The organism is Tenacibaculum salmonis (assembly GCF_041053065.1).
In the GTDB taxonomy this organism is placed as follows: Bacteria; Bacteroidota; Bacteroidia; order Flavobacteriales; family Flavobacteriaceae; genus Polaribacter; species Polaribacter pacificus_A.
Genome location: NZ_JBFCVV010000001.1, coordinates 2,146,222 through 2,169,477, shown reverse-complemented (window position 1 = coordinate 2,169,477; position 23,256 = coordinate 2,146,222). Strand labels below are relative to the sequence as shown.

Here is a 23,256-nt window from a genome sequence, read left to right as displayed (position 1 = left end):
ATAATAAATTTTATTTAAAATACTAAATTGAGTAAATATGCCTAGCCCCGATTGAAGCAATTGTTTGAGCTCTTTTTTGTTTTTCTTTTCGAAAAAACAAAAAAAGCGAGTGCGGAAAGCGGGAAATTGCTTCAAAAAAATTAAAATTTAGCACAAAAAAAAAGCGACCCGTCTCAGGGAAGCTTTCCATTGGTTAACAAAACCATGACGCTATTTAAAGCGTCTAACAACACAACTAAATTACTAATTATAAAAATAATCAGCCTGCGAATATACATCTTTTTACGACTTTACCAAACTTTTTTAATTTTTTAACAAAAAAGCTCATTTTGATTATCATTGTTTAATGCTCCAATTGATTGTATATTTGTAGCTTCATTAAAAATAAAAAAAACAACCCATGCAATTATCAGAACAAGAAGTTGTACGTAGAGAAAAATTAGGGAAATTACGTGAATTAGGTATCAACCCATACCCTGCTGATTTATTCCCATTAGATTCAAATTCTAAAGAAATAAAAGAAAACTTCGCGGAAGATAAACAGGTGGTTATTGCTGGGCGATTAATGGCTATCAATATACAAGGAAAAGCTTCTTTTGCTCAATTACAAGATAGTGAAGGTAGAATTCAACTTTATTTTAATAGAGATGAAATTTGTACTGGAGAAGATAAAACTTTATATAATGATGTTTTTAAAAAATTATTAGATTTAGGTGATTTTATTGGTGTTGAAGGAGAGTTATTCACAACAAAAGTTGGTGAAAAAACAGTAAAAGTAAAATCGTTTAAATTATTGAGTAAAGCCTTAAAACCTTTACCAATGCCTAAAGTAAAAGATGGTGTTACTTATGATGCTTTTACAGATCCTGAGATGCGTTACCGTCAGCGTTATGCTGATTTAGTGGTAAACCCGCATGTAAAAGAAGTTTTTGTAAAACGTACAAAGTTATTTACTGCAATGCGTAACTTCTTTAATGACTCTGGTTATTTTGAGGTTGAAACTCCAATTTTACAGCCTATCGCTGGAGGTGCTTCTGCAAGACCTTTTATGACGCATCACAATGCTTTAGATGTTCCTTTATATATGCGTATTGCCAATGAATTATACTTAAAACGTTTAATTGTTGGTGGTTTTGATGGTGTGTATGAGTTTTCTAAAAACTTCAGAAATGAAGGAATGGACAGAACGCATAATCCTGAATTTACAGCAATGGAAATTTATGTAGCTTATAAAGACTACAACTGGATGATGGACTTTACCGAAAAGTTATTAGAACACTGTGCGATTGCCGTAAACGGAACTAGTGAAACTACTTTTGGAGAACATAAAATTGATTTTAAAGCTCCATATGCAAGAGTTACAATGGCTGATTCTATCAAACATTTTACAGGTTTTGATATCAATGGAAAATCAGAAGCTGAACTTTTTGAGGCTGCCAAAGGAATGGGTATCGAAGTTGATGAAACCATGGGTAAAGGAAAATTAATTGATGAAATGTTTGGTGAAAAATGTGAAGGAAACTACATTCAGCCTACTTTTATTACTGATTATCCGAAGGAAATGTCGCCTTTATGTAAAGAACACAGAGATAATCCTGAATTAACGGAGCGTTTTGAATTAATGGTTTGTGGTAAGGAAATTGCAAATGCATATTCTGAATTAAATGACCCAATTGACCAACGTGAACGTTTTGAAGCTCAATTGAAATTAGCCGAACGTGGTGATGATGAAGCTACTGAATTTATTGACCACGACTTTTTACGTGCTTTAGAATACGGAATGCCTCCTACATCTGGTTTAGGAATTGGTATGGACAGGTTAATTATGTATTTAACAAATAATGCATCTATTCAAGAAGTATTATTTTTTCCTCAAATGAGACCTGAGAAAAAAGCACCAACTGTTGAATTAAATGATGATGAAAAAAATGTGTTAGCTATTATTGAAAAATCTGAAAAGATTGAATTAAATGCTTTAAAAACACAATCGTTATTATCTAACAAAAAATGGGATAAAACAATTAAAGGATTAACTAAAAATAAATTAGCTAAAGTTGAAAAAACTGAAGAAGGTTTATTTGTTGAATTAGTGTAATTTTTTTCTTACATAGAATATAAAAAGCAATCTGAAAAGATTGCTTTTTTGTTTAAAAAAATATCTTTAAACAATTAAAAATTCAGTAATATAAATTAAACGTGTAAATAATTTATTTTTCATAACTTTAAACAGCTATGAAAAAACTATTACAATACCTACCCTTTCATTTTCTAATTTGTATAATTATTGGAATTATAATCCAATTTTACACCAATATTTGGCATTATAATTTTAGCTATTTAGCTCTTGTTTTATTGATATCAACAGGAATTTTATTTCTTCTGAAGAAAAATGTAAAAGCTAAAATTTATTATGCCATAATTACAAATTTACTATTTGTTTTTATCGGAATTTCTACCACGTTTATACACAATCCAAAGAATTATGATAATTATTATAAACATCATTTTACTGATAATTCAAGTATCGTACTACAAATACATAAGGTTTTAAAAAGTGGAAATTATAATCATAAATATATTGCTGATGTAATTCAAATTGATACTAAAAAAACAGTTGGAACAATTCTTTTAAATCTTAAAAAAGATAGTATTTCATCAGCTTTAAAAGTGGATGATTTAATTTTCACAAAAACTGAATTTAAAAAATTAAGAACACCATTAAATCCATATCAATTTGATTACAGTAATTATTTATCAAAAAAATATGTGTATCAACAAGTTTTTATTAATTCTGATAATTATCAAAAACTAGTAAAAGGTAAAACTTCAATTTATGGTTTATCTGAAAAAATCAGAAATAAGATTCAAACTTCCTTAAAAAAATATGACTTCAATAAAAATGAATTATCTGTAATTAATGCGCTCTTATTAGGAGAACGAAAAGACATTTCTAAAAGTCTTATCCAAAGTTATACAAATGCAGGAGCGATACATATTTTGGCTATTTCAGGCTTACATATCGGTATTTTACTATTGATGTTAAGTTATTTATTAAAACCTATTGAACGTTTAAAAAATGGACTATTAATAAAAAGTTTATTTCTAATTATTTTACTTTGGATGTTTGCTTTTATCGCAGGATTATCGGCTTCAGTAGTTAGAGCCGTTACCATGTTTACGTTTATTGCTATTGGAGACTCTTTCAAAAAAAAGAAAATAGTTGAATATTCTTTAATTAGCTCGATGTTTTTTCTATTACTAATAAAACCTTTATTTTTATTTGATGTTGGTTTTCAGTTGAGTTATATGGCTGTATTCGGAATTATTTGGATACAACCAGTACTTTATAAATTATGGCAACCAAAATTTTGGCTATTGAATAATTTTTGGAGTTTACTAACCGTTTCAATTGCCGCACAAGTAGGAATATTACCGATAAGTTTGTATTATTTTCATCAATTCCCTGTACTATTTATAATTTCAAATTTATTAATTATTCCTTTTTTAGGAAGTATTTTAATGGGCGGAATTTTAATAATATCACTAGCACTTTTAAAAATACCTATACAGATTTTGTTTGATTTCTACGGATTCATTATTTCATTAATGAATAAAATTGTTGATTGGGTAGCCAAACAAGAAGAGTTTTTATTACAAGAAATACCGATGTCTTTTTATCAAATGATACTTTGGTATGTTGTTATTATTTTTGCATATCAGTATATAATAAAGAAAAAAAATAAACAACTTGTTATATTACTTAGTTCTATAATTATACTACAAAGTACATTCATTTTTGAAAAATACAAACAACAAACAAAACAAGAATTAATCGTTTTTCATAAAAGTAGAAAAAATATAATAGGGCTAAGAAATGGAAGTAATTTTGATATTTTACACAATTTAGATTCTTTGAAAACTTCCGCAGAAAGAAGCATTAAAAGTTATCGAATACATGAAAATATTAAGAGTGATTTTTCTAATAAAACACCTGATATTTTCACTTTTACTTCGGATACTATTTTAATTGTAGATAATTTCGGCATTTATGATATATCAATTCAAAATCCGATTATAATTTTACAAAACTCGCCTAAAATTAATCTAGATAGATTAATTAAAAAACTAAATCCGAAGAAAATAATTGCTGATGGAAGTAATTATAAAAGTTATGTAAATTATTGGAAAACTACTTGTAAAAAACAAAAAACTCCATTTTATGATACTAAAAAAAACGGAGCTTTTATTAAAAAATAAATGTATTAAATAGCACTTTTAAATTCCTTTTCAAAAGTTACCCATTCAGTAGTTTTATAAATATCTTTTGTAAAAAAATTAATTATTTTCTCAAAACGTTGTTCACCTAAATAACCAGGAACGGTTTGAATTAATCTTTCTTCTGGGTCAAAAAATGCCGTAGAAGGATAACTCATTTGTCCTTTCATAATTTGTGCTGCTAACTCATGATATTTCATTCTATTTTGCTTTACATATTTATAGGTTTTACCATTAAAACTGATATCATCTTTACCCTCACCGTTCATTTTTACAGCATAATAATTATCATTAATAAACTTAACAATAACATTATTTTTATAAGTTGTTTTATCCATTTTTTTACACCACCCACACCAATCGGTATATAAGTCTACTAAAATAGGTTTTGGATTCTCTTTATTTTTTTCTATTGCTTGCTCAAAAGTTAACCAATTAACTTTTTCTTGTGCTTTTACTCCAACCGAAATAATAGCTAAAACTACTACTAAAATTAATTTTCTCATATATGTTAAGTATCAATAAGTGTACCCAATTTACAAAAAAACCTGTCAATTATAAAAATTGACAGGTTTTTTAAATTTTTTAAAATTTTTATGCTATCTAATTCCGTGCATTAATTTTTTAATTAACGGGTTTAAAAATAATAATAACACTCCTACTCCTGCTGGAATAATTGTGAATATTAAGAAGAAATAAGACATTGAATGTTGTTGTACAATTACATCAATATATCCACCTACAAATGCTGCTAAATAATTTCCTGCTGCAATAGCTAAATACCATAAACCGAACATCATTCCAATTTTTTTGGCTGGCACTAATTTAGATACGTAAGACAAACCTACTGGAGATAAACATAATTCACCCATAGTATGTAATAAATATGCTAAAACCAACCAAAGTAAACTAACTGAAGCTGTTTTTGCACCTTGTGGTATACCACTTGAACCATAAGCTAAAGCACCAAAACCAACACCTAATAAAATCATTCCTACTGCAAATTTAATAGCTGCCGAAGGGTTAAATTTACTTTCCCACCATTTAGAAAATAAAGGAGCTAAACCAATAATAAAAAGTGAGTTTAAAATTAAAAACCATGAAGGCTCAATTTCTGCATTTTCTTTTGGAATAATAATACTAAGTTTCCAAAGTGCAATTGCCCAAATACTTAAAAAACTAATACCTAAAGTAATGTTTGATAATGTTATCTTTTTAAAAGTTTGTCCGAATAATTTTAATAATACCCAAGAAATTATTCCTAAAGGAAGAACAGTAACTAATACATCTACAATTTTAAATATTGATGCCGAATTTCCTACTAATTTTAATTGCGTATAATTTTTTGCAAAAATGGTCATAGATCCACTTGCTTGTTCAAAAGCAGCCCAAAAGAAAACTGTTAAAAATGCTAAAATAGCAACAACAATATAACGATCTCTTTGCACATTTGCTGGTATTTTTTCTTCTACTGCTTGAGAGTTTTCAATAGCATCAGATAAATCTACTTTTGAAGTAGGTTCTTTACCAACCTCGCCAAAAATACTTCTACCAAACCAAAATTGTAACATTCCTAAGAACATAAAAACACCTGCTAATCCAAATCCCCAAGAGAAACTTAAATTACTTGCTAAGAATCCACATAAAAGAACTCCTAAAAATCCTCCTGCATTTACTCCCATATAAAAGATCGTAAAAGCTCCATCTTTTCTATCAGGATACTCATTATATAAACCACTTACAATAGAAGTTACATTTGGTTTAAATAAACCATTACCAAGTATTAATAAACCAATACCTAGATATAACATCGTTTCTGTTTCAACAGCCATTGCAGCATGTCCTAAAGTCATTGCGAGTGCTCCAATTGCTACCGCTTTTTGATATCCTAATAATTTATCAGCTAAAAAACCTCCAATAATTGGTGTTAAATATACCGAACTCGTATAAATACCTAATAAACCAATTGCTCTGTTTGTTGTCCATTCCCAACCACCATCAGCAAATGATGAAGTTAAAAATAATACAAAAATGGCGCGCATACCATAGTATGAAAAACGCTCCCACATTTCTGTAAAAAATAATACAAATAATGCAGGCTTATGACCTAGTAGTGTAAAGTCATTCTCTTTAGTTAATGTACTCATAAAAATGTTTGTTTTATTGATTTTTGAAAAAAAAATCTAAGTCATATAATATGATTTAGATTTTTTTAAATATAAATGTTTTATTGATCTGCTAATTCGAAACCTTCAGTTTCTTCATTTGAAGTTCCTTGAGTATCTTCAGCACCGTGTGTTAATCGTTTTAATGGTTTTAGTAAAGCGATTACTAGTAATCCAAAAACAACTGTAAATATTACAATTCCTGTAAAAATAGTATACTCTCCTAAATGCTCTGAGTTTTCTCCTAAAATACCTGCAACTTTACCTCCAAGCCCCGTAGCAGCAAAATATAATCCCATCATAAGAGATGCATATTTAACAGGAGCTAATTTAGTTACGAATGATAATGATACTGGTGAAGAACATAATTCTCCAATGGTATGAAATAAATAAGCTAATACTAACCATTGCATTCCTGAACTTCCATTAGCTTCGTATTCTCTTACGGCTAATATCATGAAAACAAAACCTAACCCCATAATAATAGTTCCTGTCGCCATTTTAAATAAAGAAGAAGCTTCTTTATTTTTTATTTTTCGCTTCGCCCAAATATTTGCAATCCAAACTGCAAGTAATATAATAAATCCTGCATTTAATCCTTGAAACATTGGTGTAGGAATTAAATATCCGAATAACATTCTATCGGTTTTTGTTTCTGTATAAACACTCATTAATCCTCCTGCTTGTTCAAAAGCTCCCCAGAAAACAATAACTAATAGAAAAGAAAGAAGTAATACTAAAAAACGATCTTTTAATATTTTAGTTTCTAAACTTTTATAAATCATCATCATTAAACCAACAACAAAAGACAAGAAAATAAATAATGTACCATACCCCCAATGATCAACACCTTTAAAAGTAAAACCAGCGTATATTGATAGTGCTAATAATACTACAAAAATAGTTAACTGTACTGGGTTTTTAAAAATGTTCGAAAATATTTTAACTAAAGAAACATCGTTCTTTTTTTCTTCAACTGTAGGTTTATTACCAACATGAATAATATATTTTTGCCCATAAACATATACCGCTAAACCTAATAACATTGCAATTCCTGCTAAACCAAAACCTGCATGCCACCCCCATTTAGCCACTACAACACCAATAATAGATGTGGCTAATAATGACCCTAAATTTATTCCTATATAAAAAATACTAAACCCTTTATCTCTTCGGATATCTCCTTTTTTATAAAGTCCCCCAACCATTGTTGAAATATTTGGTTTTAAACAACCTACTCCTAAAATAATTAAACCTAAACCAGCAAAAAATGCCCATTCTGCTTCTACCGCCAAAATTCCATGCCCTAGAACTAAAATAATAGCACCGAGCATAACGGTTTTTCGTTGTCCTAAAACTTTATCAGCCAAAATTCCTCCAGGAATAGAAATAACATACACTAACATTACATACCAACCGTATAATTGATACGCCTCTAAATTTGTCCATCCCAAACCAGGACCATCTTTATGTGATGCTTCAGCAATCATATAAATAACCAATAAAGCACGCATTCCATAGTAAGAAAAACGCTCCCACATTTCTGTGAAAAACAATACATATAATCCTATTGGATGCCCAAATAATTCTTTTTCGTGTGGCTTTTTTACTTCATTCATTTTTTATAAATTGTTTTTAATAAAATTTGTCATTTTAGTATATAAATGCAAACGAGTATTACCACCGTAAATTCCGTGATCTTTATCTGGATACATTCCCCATTCAAATTGCTTATTAGCTTGAATTAAAGCTTCCGCCATTCTGTACGCATTTTGAACGTGTACATTATCATCACCTGTTCCGTGAATTAATAAATATTTTCCTTTTAATAATTCAGGATAATTTAAAGGAGAATTACTATCATAACCAGTTGGATTTTCTTCAGGAGTACGCATATAACGTTCTGTGTAAATAGAATCATAAAAACGCCAAGTAGTAACTGGTGCTACTGCGATTGCCGTTGAAAAAACATCATTTCCTTTTAAAATACAATTCGTACTCATGTGTCCACCAAAAGACCATCCCCAAATACCTACTCTTTTTTCATTAACATAAGGTAAAGCTGCTAATTTTTTAGCAACTGCTATTTGATCTTCTGTTTCGTATTTTACTAAATTTAAGTAAGTTACTTTTTTAAAATCTCTACCTTTAAAACCTGTTCCTCTACCATCAACACAAACAACTATATAACCGTTTTGTGCTAACATTTGATGCCAATAATCATTTGCATTATTCCAGCTATTTTTTACACTTTGAGACCCTGGACCAGAATATTGATACATTAATACTGGGTATTTTTTATTTGCATCAAAATTAGCAGGCTTAATAGTGTACATATTTAAGTCATTTCCGTTTACATTAATAGTAGAAAATTCTTTTTTACTTAAATTATATCCAGCTACAACTTGTTTTAAAGCCGCATTATCTTTTATTGTTTTTAATACTTTTCCTGTATTATTTCTTAAAGAATATACATTCGGAGTATTAGCATCAGAAAATGTATTAATAAAGTAATTCATATTTTTACTAAATGCACCTCTATTAGTTCCTGAAGGATTACTTAATAATGTCTTATTTTCTCCTGTTAATGAAATACTATAAACACCTCTATTTATTGATCCATTTTCTACAGATTGATAATAAATTGTTTTTTTATCAGCATCAAAACCATAATAGGTAGTTACCTCCCAAGCACCTTTTGTTACTTGATTAATTAACTCTCCTTTATTATTATAGTGATACATATGGTTAAATCCATCTTTTTCACTTGACCAGATAAAACTATTACCATCTAAAAAAGTTAAATCATCATTTACTTCTACAAAAGCAGCATCTTTTTCATTCAAGATTAATGAAGTATCGTATGTTTTAGCATTAACAAAATACATTTTCAAATCATTCTGATGACGATTTAAAGTACGTACCGCTAAAACATTATCATCTTTAGTCCAATTAATTCTTGGAATATATTCATAATCTCCAAAAATCATTTTTGCAGTTCCGTTAGTTGATAACGTATAAATATGTAAAGTAACTTTTGCATTTTCTTCTCCTGCTTTTGGGTATTTAAATACCTGTTGGGTTGGGTAAATTCCTTTTCCGTACATATCCATAGAAAATGTTTTTACAGCACTTTCATCAAAACGTAAAAAAGCAAGATTATTACCATTTGCACTCCATTCAAAAGCTTTTACAAAAGCAAATTCTTCTTCGTAAACCCAATCCGTAATACCGTTTATAATTTTATTTTTTTCACCATCATTTGTTACTTGAATAATTGTATTATCAGAAAAATCTCTAATAAATAAATTATTATCTTTTGCATATGCAACTTTTTTACTGTCAGGAGAAAAAGTAGGGCGTTGAATATCTTCTCCAATTAACTTTAATGATTTTGAAGCAACATCATACATATAAAATGTACCTAAAAAAGAATGACGAAATATTTTCTTAAAATTAGTTCCTAAAATTAACTTCGTTTCGTCATTATTAAAAGAGTAAGATTTAAATGTTTTTAATCCGTTTAAATCTGCACCATTTACAATCGTTTCAACCTTTTCTAAAGTCTTGTAACTGTACTTACCTACTGTTGAAGTTCCATTTTTAGTACTTAACAACGAGTAATAATCACCATTCATTGAATTCAATGAGTTCATATAATCGGCTCTAAATGTGCCATTTCTCCATATATCTTCTAAAGAAATATCTTTTTTTTGTGCTTGTAATAACGTAGATATCCCTAGAAAAAGTATTAATATTTTCTTCATGTTAAATTGTTGTTTATCTGAAAAGTTTGCCAAGTTTACGGAAAAATCAGCAAAAAACGTGTCAAAAAAATCATAAATACTAAATAAGACACCTATTTTAACAGGATTCATTTATCTTTGAAGCACCTAAAATTAATTGAGAATGTCTAAAATTATTGCTGGATTTTCTAAACTTACTAAAGAAGAAAAAATAGCTTGGTTAACTAAAGCTTACTTTAATAATCAACCTGAAATTATACAAACATTAAAACAATATTGGAATGTTGATAGCAAACTACAACAATTACATGATGATTTTATAGAAAATACCATTTCTAACTTTTATATGCCTTACGGAATTGCTCCTAATTTTATCATAAATGGGCAAGATTATGTAATTCCAATGGTGGTTGAAGAAAGCTCTGTTGTTGCTGCGGCTTCGTTAGTTGCAAAATACTGGAGTACTCGTGGTGGTTTTAAAACTGAAGTTGTTTCTACAACCAAAATTGGACAAGTACATTTTATGTATGAAGGCAATAAAGAAAATTTAAACACCTATTTTAATAATCAAAAAGAAAATTTATATACAGCAACGGCTTCCATTACTAAAAATATGGAAAAACGTGGCGGTGGTATTTTAGATATTCAATTGATTGATAAAACCGATAAACTTGCTAATTATTACCAACTTCATGTAACTTTTGAAACAAAAGATAGCATGGGTGCAAACTTTATTAACTCTTGCTTAGAAGCCATTGCAAAGACTTTTAGACGTGATGATATAGAAATTGTAATGAGTATTTTATCGAATTACGTTCCTGAATGTTTAGTTCGTGCTGAAGTTTCTTGTAAAATTGAAGATTTAGGCGGAGAAAATCCTCAGAAATTTGCTCAAAAATTTGAACAAGCTGTTAAAATTGCTGAAATAGAACCTTACAGAGCCGTAACTCATAATAAAGGAATTATGAATGGTATTGATTCGGTAGTTTTAGCCACAGGAAACGATTTTAGAGCTATTGAATCTGGTGCACATGCCTATGCTTCAAAAGATGGGCAATATCGTAGTTTAACGCATTGCGAAACAAAAGATGGAATCTTTAAGTTTTGGATTGAAATCCCGCTTGCTCTTGGAACTGTTGGTGGTTTAACAGGCTTGCATCCGATGGCAAAATTATCCTTAGATATGATGCAAAAACCTTCAGCAAAACAACTAATGGAAATTATTGCAACTGCTGGTTTAGCTCAAAATTTTGCCGCTTTACGTGCTTTAACAACTAAAGGAATTCAGCACGGACACATGAAAATGCACTTGCAAAATATTTTAAATCAGTTAGAAGCAACATCCGAAGAAAAAGAAATTGTTGCCACTTATTTTGATAACAAAACTGTTTCTCATAGTGCCGTAGTTGATAAAGTTAACGAATTAAGAAAATAAAATTTTGAATACATTTTACAGCAACGGAAAATTATTATTAACAGGTGAATATCTTGTTTTAGATGGTGCAACATCATTGGCTGTTCCTACTAAATTCGGACAAAATTTAACAGTTGACCCCATTAAAGAACAACAACTTATTTGGGGAAGTTTTACCAATACTGGCGAATGTTGGTTTGAAGCTACTTTCGATTTACCAAAGTTACGCCTAACTTCTGCTACTTTTAATTCTGATAAAGAAGGAAATGCCGAATTTATTGCAGAAACTTTAGCAGATATTTTACAGGAAGCTAAAAAATTAAACCCTGATTTCCTAAGCAATAAAAACGCCGATAAAAATGGTTATGTTGTAAAAACAAACTTAACTTTTCCTCAAAATTGGGGATTAGGAAGTTCATCAACTTTGATAAATAATATCGCAACTTGGGCTAAAGTAAATCCGTTTATTTTGTTGCAAAATGCCTTTTCAGGAAGTGGTTACGATATTGCTTGTGCAAGTAATAACACGCCAATTTTATATCAACTAGATGAAAAAAAACCGATTGTATCAAAAGTAGAATTTAATCCTAATTTTGCGGATGAATTATTTTTCATCTACTTAAATCAAAAGCAAAATAGCCGAGAAGGAATTGCTCAATATAAAGAACACAGAGAAAATGCTAAAAAATTAATTCCCGAAATAAACGATTTAACAGAAGCATTTTTAAAGGCAGATTCTACTAAAAACATCAATAAAATAATCGTTGAACACGAACAAATTATCAGTTCGATTATCAAACAACAACCCGTAAAAAAACGATTATTTCCAGATTATTTTGGCGAAATAAAAAGCTTAGGTGCTTGGGGTGGCGATTTTGTTTTAGCTACAGGAAATGAAAATACAGTAAATTATTTTGAAGAAAAAGGATACAACACAATTGTACCTTATCAAAAAATGGTTTTATAATCGTTTTCAGAAAAATATCAAAATTATTCAAACGGATAAAAATAAATAATGAAAAAAGTAATTATTATAGGTGGTGGTGCTGCAGGACATTTTACAGCAATTAATGCAAAAGAACAAAATCCTGATTTAGATATTACCATTCTTGAAAAAGGAAAAGAAGTTTTACAAAAAGTAAAAATTTCTGGTGGCGGACGCTGTAATGTTACAAACGCTTGTTTTGAACCGAAAGAATTAGTGAAATTTTATCCAAGAGGAGAAAAAGAACTTTTAGGTCCTTTTCATCAATTTATGACAGGAGATACTTTTGAATGGTTTGATGACAGAGGTGTTCCTTTAAAAATTGAAGATGATAATAGAGTTTTCCCTGAAGAAAATACATCGCAAGCAATTATTGATTGTTTTCAAAATTCTATTGATAAATTAGGAATTAAAGTGTTGAAAAATCATGGTGTAAATTCTATTGAAAAAAATAATGAACAATGGATTATCAATACAAAAGAACAACAATTTGAAGCTGATTATTTAGTAATTGCCGCTGGTAGTTCTAAAAAAGTTTGGGATTTATGTAAAACTTTAGAACATACTGTTGTCGAACCTGTGCCTTCATTATTTACTTTTAATATCAAAGATAAAAGAATTATAGATTTAGGCGGAATATCTGTTCCTAATGCTGATGTAAAATTAGTAGGAACAAATTTAGAAAATTCAGGACCTTTATTAATTACACATTGGGGATTAAGTGGACCTGCAATTTTAAAATTATCAGCTTTTGGAGCACGTATTTTAGCTGATAAAAATTATCAATATAATGTTTTAGTAAATTGGCTAGGACAAGATTTTGATGACACTTTAGACGAATTAACAAATCTTAAAAGTTCAGAAGCTAGAAAACAAGTAAATTTAAAATCACCTTTTACTGATATTCCTCGTCGTTTATGGGAGCGTTTTGTAAGTGCTGCTGAAATAAAAACCACTCAAAACTGGGGAGATTTAAGTAATAAACAATTACATAATTTAGCAACGCAATTAACAAAAGGATTATTTAATGCTAACGGACGTACCACTTTTAAAGATGAATTTGTAACTGCTGGTGGTGTCGATTTGAAAGAAATTAACTTTAAACGTTTTGAAAGTAAATTACATAAAAACTTATTTATGGTTGGTGAAGTTTTAAATATTGATGCTGTTACTGGCGGATTTAATTTTCAAAATGCATGGACTGGTGCCTTTATTTGTGCAAAAAGTATTGCTGAATAATTAAAAATATAAACAATAAAAAAGCCTCTTTCAAATAATTGAAAGAGGCTTTTTTTATGTAATTAACAATAATTGTTAATCTAATATTTTAAGCAGTAGCTGTTGCTTTTTTCGATTTTCTGTAAGTAAAAGAATTGAAAATATTTCTTTTCCCGAAGTTATTTATCGATTTTGCATTTACAAACTTGATATAAAGTTTTCTACTAACTCCAAAGTATTCGTATGTATTACCATCAGTAAAAGTAACTTCTAATAACATACTTTTATGTTGATAATCAGCAACTCTAGATTCTGTAATAGTAGCTTTATATGCATCAGCATTAGCTTCTTTAGTTTCAGGAGCAATACTTACTAAAAAGTGATAACCATCAATAATTTTAGTACTTACTTCTTCTGCTTCTAATTTCTTCTCTTCGTCTAGAAATTTATCAGGATGCCACTCTTTTACCAATCCACGGTAAGTGGTTTTTAATTCTTTTAAAACTATAGGGCCTTCTACACTAAAAAGCTTCTTATATTCTTTTATACGTTTCATCTGTATGAAATAATTTAGCCCGCGAAATTACTCAAATTATCTGAATATGAGACACAAAGCTGTTTAAATTTTAAATATTTTATTTTATTTATCAAACATTTTATCTAAATACTTCAAAAACAATTATTAATTAATAACTCATAACAGTACCGTAATACAATAATTGAAATGTTTTTACATCTAAAAGCAAACAATTTAGTGCCATCATAATTCCATAATTAGAAGTATCTGAAAAATGATATTGAAAATAATCTAATTGATTTTCATCAAAACCATAAAAAACAGCATCTGTTTTAAAATGACCTTTATAAAAATTTTCTAATTGTGATAATTTATGAATATTAGCTTTTACTGCAAGTTCATATAAATTATCTATTTTTGATTTTAGTTTTTTTCCTTTAAAGCTTAAAGTGTGATTATCTGTAAAGAGTTCTTTTTGATAAACACCATCTTTTAACATATCATATAAAATCTGCTCGGTATTAATTTCTTTTTGCAGTGTTTCTATATATTTTGATAAATCATTAGACAGCCAATTAATTCCTGCAATTTTCATTTTTGTATTTTGAAACATCAATGGTTTTTCTTCTGATTGTTTCTCAAAAAAAGCAGTTCGACCTATAATAAGTTCGTTATTTATTCGAATAGCATTTGTTATTGATTTATGAGCTGAATAAGTAGTTAACTTATGCTGTGTAAATCCATTAAAAGCTAAAAAAAGCATGTAAATCAATAAAAAACGAACCTTCATAAATCTAATTTTACTGAAAGATAGTAAATTTTGGTTAGCTTTTATTAGAAGTAAAAACTAACCAAAACAACAAATATTATTCCTCTTCGTAACAATTAAAGATAATTGTATATCCATATGTTATAGCCTCTTCATATAATTCTTTTTGATCTTCATCAACATCATTTATCGAATCAAGAGTAAAATACTCTTCTTCTATTTCTGTTAATTTCCACCCCTCTTCTTTTATGTACATTTTGGCAAGTTGAAGAGCCCCTGAAATATCTTTATAATCGATATACAAACTTACATAAGCTCCGATAACTTCATCATAATGTTCTGATGATTTTTTTGGTTTTGCTAAAGCATTTATTAAAAACATATTTTTATTTTTTAAGTTAAATTAAGCTAATTCTCCTCTGTGAGGCTTTAAAGCATCTCTAAAAATTTTCATAATACTTTCATCAACAGTAATAAAAGCGATGGTGTGCATTGGATTAAGCTCTTCATGATTTACTTCATCATAAGCTAAACTATCTATTTGTGCAAATTCTTTTAAATGAATACAATGATGCTTAGCTGTTGCTAACCCATCTGGACCTTTAAAATCCCATATTAGTTTTATTTTTTTGCCCATATATTTATTCCTTTTTACAAAACAAAAATACTTATTTCAATTCTAAAAACAAGTGTTAAAATAATAGTTTTTAGATGATAATATTTTTCATAAAAAATTAAACTAAAAATATAATATTAATAAAAAAGAATAGCTTTTATAAAAATTAGCTAAAGTCTTGTCTAACTTTTATCTTTACTGCAAAATCGCAAGACAATTGAACACAGCTTTATTCATTCCGAAATCAATAAGTAAATCATTAAAAAAAGCTTCTTATACTTGGCAAACACCTAGTAATATTGCTTTAGTAAAATACTGGGGGAAAAGTAATCCGCAGATTCCTAAAAATGCTTCTATAAGCTTTACTCTTAATAATTGTCATACAATTACAACTATTGAATTTGAAAAAATATCAAAAAGTAATACAGCTACTTTTGAATTGTTTTTTGAAGGTAAAAAGAAAGATGACTTTAAACCTAAAATTGCTAAATTCTTTGAAAGAATTCAAAAATATTGCCCTTATATTTTAGAATATAAAATGATTATTTCTTCTGAAAATTCATTTCCTCATAGTAGCGGAATTGCATCATCAGCAAGTGGAATGAGTGCAATTGCTATGTGTTTATTGAGTTTAGAAAAAGCCTTAAATCCTGATTTAACACCCGACTTTATCAATAAAAAAGCTTCTTTTTTAGCTCGTTTAGGTTCTGGAAGCGCTAGTAGAAGTATTGAAGGTCCTTTAGTTGTTTGGGGAGAACATCCTGAAATAGAAGGAAGTTCTGATTTATTCGCCATAAAATTCCCTTATAAAGTACATAAAGTTTTTGAAAATTATTGTGATACTATTTTACTAGTCGATAAAGGAGAAAAACAAGTTTCATCAACTATTGGACATAATTTAATGCACAATCATCCGTATGCAGAACAACGTTTTAAACAAGCAAACGAAAACTTAGCTAAAATATCAAAAATACTTACTAACGGAGATATTAAAGAATTTATCACTTTAGTGGAAAGCGAAGCATTAACATTGCACGCAATGATGCTTACAAGTAATCCGTATTTTATTTTAATGAAACCAAACACCTTAGAGGTTATCAATAAAATTTGGGAATACAGAGAACAAAATAACAGTAATATCTGTTTTACACTTGATGCAGGTGCAAATGTTCATGTCTTATACCCTGCTTCGGAAAAAACTCAGGTTGAATTATTTATTAAAAATGTTTTAGCAGATTATTGTCAAAATAATCAGTATATTACTGATAATGTAGGTTTTGGATCAAAATTAATGTAATCTAAAAACCTTATTACTAAAAACAAACATTATTAAATTTACAAAAAGGTGTACTAGTTTGTAAACTAGCACTTTTACCTGTACTTTTGCCAAGCAATTAAATAGCTATGAAAGGACCTTTATTTTACGCAAAAATATTATTATTCGGAGAGTATGGAATTATTAAAGACTCGAAAGGGTTGGCAATTCCGTTCAACTCATATAAAGGTGTTTTAAAATCGGCGACCAACTTAACTGGTGAAGCTAAGAAATCGAACACAAATTTAAATAAGTATTATAATTACTTACAAACTTTAAATTCAGATTTAGTTTCTTTTGATTTAGTTTCTTTTAAAAATGATATTGATAACGGTATGTATTTTGACTCTTCTATTCCTCAAGGATACGGTGTTGGAAGTTCAGGAGCATTAGTTGCTTCAATATATGATAAATATGCAGACAATAAAATTACCGTTTTAGAAAACTTAACACGTGATAAACTGTTAGTTTTAAAGCAAGCCTTTTCATTAATGGAATCTTTTTTCCATGGAAAAAGTTCAGGTTTAGATCCGTTAAATTCTTATTTGAGTTTACCTATTTTAATCAATTCAAAAGAAAATATTGAACCAGCTGGTATCCCCTCTCAAAAACAAGGAAAAGGTGCTGTTTTTTTATTAGATTCTGAACAAGCAGGTGAAACTGAACCAATGGTAAACATCTTTATGAATAAGATGAAAAACGAAGGTTTTAGAAAAATGTTAAGCGAAGAATTTTCTTTACATACTGATGCTTGTATTGATGATTTTTTACAAGGAAACGTAAAATCGTTATTTGGTAACGTAAAAAAATTATCAAAAGTTGTTTTAACAAACTTTAAACCAATGATTCCTACTGCTTTTCATAAAGTTTGGGAAAAAGGAATTCAAACTAATGATTACTACTTAAAACTTTGTGGTTCTGGTGGTGGTGGTTACATCTTAGGATTTACTAAAGATTACGAAAAAGCAAAAACAAGCTTAAAAGATTATAAATTAGAATTAGTATATCGATTTTAAACAATGCCAACATGAGCACTTTAAAAGTCAGTATATTTCTTAAAAAATTATTCAGCCTATTATCAGTTGTTAGAGGCTACAATATTTTAGTATTAATAGCAGCCCAATATTTGGCTGCTATTTTTATTTTTTCTGATCAAAAATCAGTAAAACCCGTGCTTTTCGATTGGCATTTATTATATCTCGTTATTGCGACAATTTGCGTGGTTGCTTCAGGCTATATTATCAATAATTTTTATGATAAAGATGCTGATAAAATAAATCGACCTATAAAATCGGGATTAGATTCTTATGTAAAACAAGAAACTAAATTATCATTATACTTTGCATTAAATTTTATAGGTTTTTGCTTCGGATATTTAGTTTCTTGGAGAGCAGGTTTCTTTTTTGCAATCTATATTTTTGGAATTTGGTTTTATTCACATAAACTAAAAAAACATCCATTTGTAGGACTAATAAGTGTTACTATTTTAACAATACTTCCTTTTTTTGTAGTTTTTGTTCATTATAAAAATTTTTCAAAAGTAATTTTTGTACATGCTATTTTTCTATTTTTAATCATATTAATTCGTGAATTGATAAAAAACTTAGAAAACATAAAAGGAGCTATTCTTAATAATTACAATACGTTTCCTGTTAAATATGGCGAAAAAAACACCAAAAAATTAATCTTATTATTGATGTTTTTAACACTTGTACCAATTGGTGTGTTATTTAATTATCCTGCTATCGAATACATGAAATACTATTTTTATTTAGCAGCTATTACTTTGGTATTTATTGGATTTTATACTTGGAAGGCAACAAAAACAAAACAATACGTACTGTTACACAACATTTTAAAGATATTATTATTAATCGGCGTATTCAGTTTGCTTTTTATAGATAAATCTTTAATTTTAGATAAAGTCGTAATTGCTTTAGATTAAAAATCAAATAATTACTGTACCTTTGCAATCTTTTTAAAACACAATTATGAATTCAAAAAACTCGTCGAGAGGACGACAGGCTGACAAGAACAGCAATCCTCGTGAAAAAAAATCATCTGACAGAAATAGAACATCTTCTAGATCGGATAGAAGTTCTTCAGATAGAAATAGTGGTTCATCAGAAAGAAACAGAAATTCTTCTGATAGATCTGACAGAAATAGATCATCTTCTGACAGAAATAAAACTGAGAGAACTGAAAGAACAGATAGACCTGTTAGAAAATCATCAGAAAAACCAAGGTTTGCAACTAGTTCTTCGGATAATAAAAAACAGTTTAGAAGTGATGCCAGAAAACCAGCTGTTGAGCAAGTAAGCAAAGATGATACTGCAGGGATTCGCTTAAACAAGTACATTTCTAATTCAGGAATTTGTTCTCGTAGAGAAGCCGATACTTATATTGAACACGGAAGTGTTTTTGTAAACGGAAATTTAATGACACAAATGGGCTACAAGGTACAACCTACCGATGAAGTTCGTTTTGATGGTACTTTAATTTCAATCGAAAAGAAACGTTATATCTTATTAAACAAGCCTAAAAACTATATTACTACCATGGAAGATGAACGTGGTCGTAAAACAGTTATGGAACTTGTAGATAATGCTACCAAAGAACGTATTTATCCTGTTGGAAGACTAGATAGAAATACTACTGGTTTATTATTATTTACAAACGATGGTGAGTTAGCTAAAAAATTAACACATCCAAAACATAATGTACGTAAATTATATCAAGCTTCTTTAGATAAAAAATTATCTATATCAGATTTAGATAAATTACGTGGTGATGTTGTTATTGAAGGTAAAAAAGTTTTTATTGATGCCGTTTCTTATGTAGAAGGTGAAAGAAAAACAGAAGTTGGTATTGAAATACACTCTGGAAGAAACAGAATTGTACGTAAAATATTTGAAAACTTCGGATATGCAGTTACAAAACTAGATCGTGTTATTTTTGCAGGAATGACCAAACGTAATTTACCTCGTGGTAGATGGCGTGAGTTAACCGAACAAGAAGTAAACACTTTAAAAATGTTATAAAAAACATTTATAATAAAAATCCCGAGTTTTAAACTCGGGATTTTTTTATGCCTTATATTTTACTATTTCTTGTGGTCTTCTTGTATTTCTTCATTTCTATATTTACAACATCCATGTAAATTATCATAAGCTACTTTTGGTGCTTTTACTGCTTTGGTATCATGCCCAACATTTGCTACATTTTGTTGAATTGTTTTAACATCGGTTTTACGCTCATCAACAATTAACTTTAACTCATGTGTATTTACATTCCATTGTGCATATTTAACACCTTTTGTATTTAAAGCTGCCTTTTCAATACGTCCTTTACACATATTGCAAACACCATCAACATCTAAAGAAATCTTGGCATTTTTGTTCTTTTTTTGTGCCGATACAGACACACTCATCAATAAAATTACTAGTACTATTACTATTTTTTTCATCTTAATCTATTTTAAATCTTAAACCTGTATAATAATTACTTCCAAATATTGGGGCGTATATAATTGTTGTATCAAAATTTGAACCAAACGGATTATCACTTCCTAGTATCGGATTTTTTTGTTTATAGTTTGTTATATTTTCTGCACCTGCATAAATTTCAAACTTCTTTGAAAACACTTTAGTTATTTGTGTGTTTAATAAATTATAACTTTCTGAATATTCTGGTAATTGATGCGTATTTGGTAATCGTTGCTCCCCTACCCAATTATAAGTTACATCAAATTTCCAATGAGCATCGTTTTCTTTTTTAGGAGTTTCATAAGATACATTTGCAAAAAAACGATTTTTTGCCTGTAAAGCTTTATTTAAATTTCCTGATTTAAAATCGGTATTTACATTGTAATGTTTATATGAAAAACGAGTATTAAAATAAGGAATTATATTTTGATTTACTTCTAACTGAAAACTATTAGCAACGCTTTTTCCGTTTAAATTATAAAAAGCTATTTCCTGCGGATTTTCCCAATCAACTACAACTTGATTCGTAAAATCTGTTCGATAAAAATCAAAAGTAACATCTCCTTTTTTACCAAATAATTTATATCCTTGTAAAAAAGATACACCATAATTCCATGCAACTTCAGGATTTAATCCATAAATATTACCTCCTTCGTTATCAATATTTAAACCTCTAGCGGATGCAAAAAATTGTTGATTTTCAGCGAAAATATTCGCACTTCTTTTTCCTTTTCCTACGGATGCTCTAAAAACTCCTTTTTCCCAAGCCGTATAACGAATATGTAAACGTGGCGTTAAAAAAGTTCCTAATAAATTATGAGTATCAACTCTTAAACCAGCGGTAATACTCAAGTTTTCAGAATTATCATAAGCATATTCAAAAAAAGCACCTAAAGAATTTTCTTTTCTATCAAAATTTTGAGCATCAGAAACCTTTACAAACTCATTATAAGTATCGTATGTAAAACTAAGTCCTGTTTTAAATTTATTTCTTGTATCGCTAATAATAGAATTAAAAGTAAAGCTAGAAAATAAACTTTCATGTTCAATATTATAATCTCTTAACCCAAAATAAGAATCTTGTTTATGATTACTATAAGCTGTTTGAATTCCCATACTTTGAAAAGGTAAATCAGGAAAAACATACCCTAATTTAGCAGAAGCATCAAAACGTTTTGTGTTGATTTCACTTCCCCAAATAGTGGTAGAACCTTTATCAAAATCAGGATTAAAATCAACTTCACCTAGTTGTTTATTATCTTCTAAATATCTGAAATTGATAAAACTAATCCATCCTTTTTGGGCATCAATATATTCCCAACGATTCATAACATTTACCTGTTTGGCTAACGGATTATCTAAAAAACCATCTTTATTATTATCAAATTTTTGATTTCTAGAATTTCCATGGATATAAATTCCTGTTTGCCATTTATCACTTATTTTCTGATTAAAATGCGTATTAAACTCAAGCCTTCCTCCTGCTGATCCATAAACATTTGCAAAAAATCGATGATTTGTAAACGGTTTTACTAATTCGGCATTTATTTGCCCTGAAATACTTTCATATCCATTAACAACACTTCCAGCTCCTTTGGTTATTTGAATACTTTCTACCCAAGTTCCTGGTGTAAATGAAAGTCCAAATGCTTGAGATGCTCCTCGAATAGATGGAATATTTTCTTGAGTTATTAACAAATACGGACTTGTTAAACCCAACATTTGAATTTGCTTTGTACCTGTTAAAGCATCAGAATAATTAACATCAATTGACGGATTTGTTTCAAAACTTTCAGCTAAATTACAACATGCCGATTTTAAAAGTTCTGCACTATTGATGGTTACTAAATTTTGAGATGATAAATACGATTTTTGAGTCGCACTCTTCTTTGATTTAACAACAATCTCATTTAAAGTGTTACTTTCCTTTAAAAAATGATGAATCGGTTTTAAACTATTTATAGTAATTGTATCGGTTTTATAACCAACAAAACTAATCACTAGCTTTTTGTATTCGGTTTTATAAGGTATTGTAAACCATCCTTTTTCATTGGTTGTTACACCTACATTTGTATCTAACCAATGAATATTTGCACCGTAAACACCTAAATTATTTTTTTGATTATTTTTATCCATAATCATACCTTTAAACTCACTTTGAGAAAAGGCAACAGACGAAATCAGTATTAAAATACCGAGTATATATATTTTCATTATATTATATTTAAATTCAACAATAATTTGTTACGTATTATTAATACGTACCTAAAAAAATTGTAAAATCATATAATAAAAACTTCATGAAGTACCTGAATATCAAAAATTAAATCAGGCGGAGTGTAATCAGTATGTGATACATCTTGTTTTTCAAGAGCTTGAAAAAGTAATTTATAAGACGCATAAAAAGCAAGAACAAACTTTACTTTATCAAAACTTATTTTATCTAAAGAATCTTTAAATATTTCATCTTGACCTTTAATTTGTTCTACTTCATCTTTACAACATTCTTTTTTCTTAATTATAGTTTCGCAAGTATCATTATTTGAAATACTTCCGCAACTATCTGCATTACCTAAATAAGAGGTATCAACTAAAAAATCACCACAATAATGCTTTTCTACACTAAAAGATAAGGTAGAGAATAATACTAGCAAAGCTAATAATATGGTTGATATTTTAGTAAAAAAAAGTTTCATTTAGTGCAAATATACAAAAAATCATTTTTTTTATTATTTAATAATAGTTAAAGTT

Annotated in this window: 20 protein-coding genes; 9 read left to right on the top strand and 11 right to left on the bottom strand. The window is 28.6% G+C overall.

Going from position 1 to position 23,256, the window contains the following annotated elements; translation table 11 throughout:
• Nucleotides 1-400: 400 nt before the first annotated feature.
• Together lysS and AB0T67_RS09570 are read left to right on the top strand one after the other, a co-directional pair.
• A complete protein-coding gene (lysS, locus tag AB0T67_RS09575) occupies nucleotides 401-2,095 on the top strand; it encodes a lysine--tRNA ligase (RefSeq protein ID WP_369220116.1) in 1,695 nt (564 codons plus the stop codon).
• A gap of 137 nt (nucleotides 2,096-2,232) precedes the next feature.
• Nucleotides 2,233-4,257: a ComEC/Rec2 family competence protein gene (locus tag AB0T67_RS09570; RefSeq protein ID WP_369220115.1), complete on the top strand. Its 2,025-nt coding sequence runs from the start codon at nucleotides 2,233-2,235 to the stop codon at nucleotides 4,255-4,257.
• A 5-nt stretch (nucleotides 4,258-4,262) separates the two neighbouring features.
• Here the strand turns inward: AB0T67_RS09570 and AB0T67_RS09565 are convergent, their stop codons facing one another.
• The 4 genes from AB0T67_RS09565 to AB0T67_RS09550 all read right to left on the bottom strand — a co-directional run bounded on the left by AB0T67_RS09565 (nucleotide 4,263) and on the right by AB0T67_RS09550 (nucleotide 10,207).
• Complete coding sequence (locus tag AB0T67_RS09565; protein WP_271230727.1) at nucleotides 4,263-4,781, bottom strand: thioredoxin family protein; 519 nt, start codon at nucleotides 4,779-4,781, stop codon at nucleotides 4,263-4,265.
• Between the two features lie 93 nt (nucleotides 4,782-4,874).
• Nucleotides 4,875-6,422: a peptide MFS transporter gene (locus AB0T67_RS09560; RefSeq protein ID WP_369220114.1), complete on the bottom strand. Its 1,548-nt coding sequence runs from the start codon at nucleotides 6,420-6,422 to the stop codon at nucleotides 4,875-4,877.
• 80 nt (nucleotides 6,423-6,502) lie between these two features.
• Complete coding sequence (locus AB0T67_RS09555) at nucleotides 6,503-8,059, bottom strand: peptide MFS transporter (RefSeq protein WP_369220113.1); 1,557 nt, start codon at nucleotides 8,057-8,059, stop codon at nucleotides 6,503-6,505.
• 3 nt (nucleotides 8,060-8,062) lie between these two features.
• Nucleotides 8,063-10,207, bottom strand: coding sequence for a S9 family peptidase (locus AB0T67_RS09550; protein WP_369220112.1), 2,145 nt, complete (start codon nucleotides 10,205-10,207; stop codon nucleotides 8,063-8,065).
• A 142-nt stretch (nucleotides 10,208-10,349) separates the two neighbouring features.
• Here AB0T67_RS09550 and AB0T67_RS09545 point away from each other — a divergent pair, with 142 nt between their 5' ends.
• From AB0T67_RS09545 to AB0T67_RS09535, 3 genes are read left to right on the top strand one after another with little or no spacing between them, the layout of a single operon-like run.
• A complete protein-coding gene (locus AB0T67_RS09545; protein WP_369220111.1) occupies nucleotides 10,350-11,621 on the top strand; it encodes a hydroxymethylglutaryl-CoA reductase, degradative in 1,272 nt (423 codons plus the stop codon).
• Nucleotides 11,622-11,625: 4 nt separating this feature from the next.
• Complete coding sequence (locus AB0T67_RS09540; RefSeq protein WP_369220110.1) at nucleotides 11,626-12,567, top strand: GYDIA family GHMP kinase; 942 nt, start codon at nucleotides 11,626-11,628, stop codon at nucleotides 12,565-12,567.
• 48 nt (nucleotides 12,568-12,615) lie between these two features.
• Nucleotides 12,616-13,824 carry a BaiN/RdsA family NAD(P)/FAD-dependent oxidoreductase gene (locus tag AB0T67_RS09535; protein WP_369220109.1) on the top strand — a complete coding sequence of 403 codons (1,209 nt, stop codon included), beginning with the start codon at nucleotides 12,616-12,618 and terminating at the stop codon, nucleotides 13,822-13,824.
• An 88-nt stretch (nucleotides 13,825-13,912) separates the two neighbouring features.
• Here AB0T67_RS09535 and AB0T67_RS09530 read toward each other — a convergent pair whose 3' ends face one another.
• The 4 genes from AB0T67_RS09530 to AB0T67_RS09515 form a co-directional block, all read right to left on the bottom strand.
• Nucleotides 13,913-14,359, bottom strand: a complete 447-nt coding sequence (locus AB0T67_RS09530; protein WP_271230734.1) for a KTSC domain-containing protein — start codon at nucleotides 14,357-14,359, stop codon at nucleotides 13,913-13,915.
• Between the two features lie 130 nt (nucleotides 14,360-14,489).
• Nucleotides 14,490-15,110 (bottom strand): hypothetical protein, encoded by a 621-nt coding sequence (locus AB0T67_RS09525; RefSeq protein WP_369220108.1) that lies wholly within the window; start codon nucleotides 15,108-15,110, stop codon nucleotides 14,490-14,492.
• A gap of 76 nt (nucleotides 15,111-15,186) precedes the next feature.
• Nucleotides 15,187-15,471, bottom strand: coding sequence for a hypothetical protein (locus AB0T67_RS09520; protein ID WP_369220107.1), 285 nt, complete (start codon nucleotides 15,469-15,471; stop codon nucleotides 15,187-15,189).
• 21 nt (nucleotides 15,472-15,492) lie between these two features.
• Entirely contained in the window at nucleotides 15,493-15,726 is a 234-nt protein-coding gene (locus AB0T67_RS09515; protein ID WP_369220106.1) for a hypothetical protein, read from the bottom strand.
• Between the two features lie 196 nt (nucleotides 15,727-15,922).
• Between AB0T67_RS09515 and AB0T67_RS09510 the strand changes: the two genes are divergently transcribed.
• The 4 genes from AB0T67_RS09510 (at nucleotide 15,923) to AB0T67_RS09495 (ending at nucleotide 20,061) form a co-directional block, all read left to right on the top strand.
• The gene (locus tag AB0T67_RS09510) at nucleotides 15,923-17,002 is read left to right on the top strand and encodes a diphosphomevalonate/mevalonate 3,5-bisphosphate decarboxylase family protein (protein WP_369220105.1); all 1,080 of its coding nucleotides are present in this window, start codon (nucleotides 15,923-15,925) and stop codon (nucleotides 17,000-17,002) included.
• Between the two features lie 107 nt (nucleotides 17,003-17,109).
• The gene (locus AB0T67_RS09505; RefSeq protein ID WP_369220104.1) at nucleotides 17,110-18,036 is read left to right on the top strand and encodes a mevalonate kinase family protein; all 927 of its coding nucleotides are present in this window, start codon (nucleotides 17,110-17,112) and stop codon (nucleotides 18,034-18,036) included.
• Nucleotides 18,037-18,047: 11 nt separating this feature from the next.
• Nucleotides 18,048-18,965, top strand: a complete 918-nt coding sequence (locus AB0T67_RS09500; RefSeq protein WP_369220103.1) for a geranylgeranylglycerol-phosphate geranylgeranyltransferase — start codon at nucleotides 18,048-18,050, stop codon at nucleotides 18,963-18,965.
• A 46-nt stretch (nucleotides 18,966-19,011) separates the two neighbouring features.
• Nucleotides 19,012-20,061, top strand: coding sequence for a pseudouridine synthase (locus tag AB0T67_RS09495; RefSeq protein WP_369220102.1), 1,050 nt, complete (start codon nucleotides 19,012-19,014; stop codon nucleotides 20,059-20,061).
• Nucleotides 20,062-20,123: 62 nt separating this feature from the next.
• Here AB0T67_RS09495 and AB0T67_RS09490 read toward each other — a convergent pair whose 3' ends face one another.
• The 3 genes from AB0T67_RS09490 to AB0T67_RS09480 form a co-directional block, all read right to left on the bottom strand.
• A complete protein-coding gene (locus AB0T67_RS09490; protein WP_369220101.1) occupies nucleotides 20,124-20,486 on the bottom strand; it encodes a heavy-metal-associated domain-containing protein in 363 nt (120 codons plus the stop codon).
• Nucleotide 20,487: 1 nt separating this feature from the next.
• Nucleotides 20,488-22,719, bottom strand: a complete 2,232-nt coding sequence (locus AB0T67_RS09485; protein WP_369220100.1) for a TonB-dependent receptor — start codon at nucleotides 22,717-22,719, stop codon at nucleotides 20,488-20,490.
• 68 nt (nucleotides 22,720-22,787) lie between these two features.
• A complete protein-coding gene (locus tag AB0T67_RS09480) occupies nucleotides 22,788-23,201 on the bottom strand; it encodes an HYC_CC_PP family protein (RefSeq protein ID WP_101903167.1) in 414 nt (137 codons plus the stop codon).
• Nucleotides 23,202-23,256: the final 55 nt, after the last annotated feature.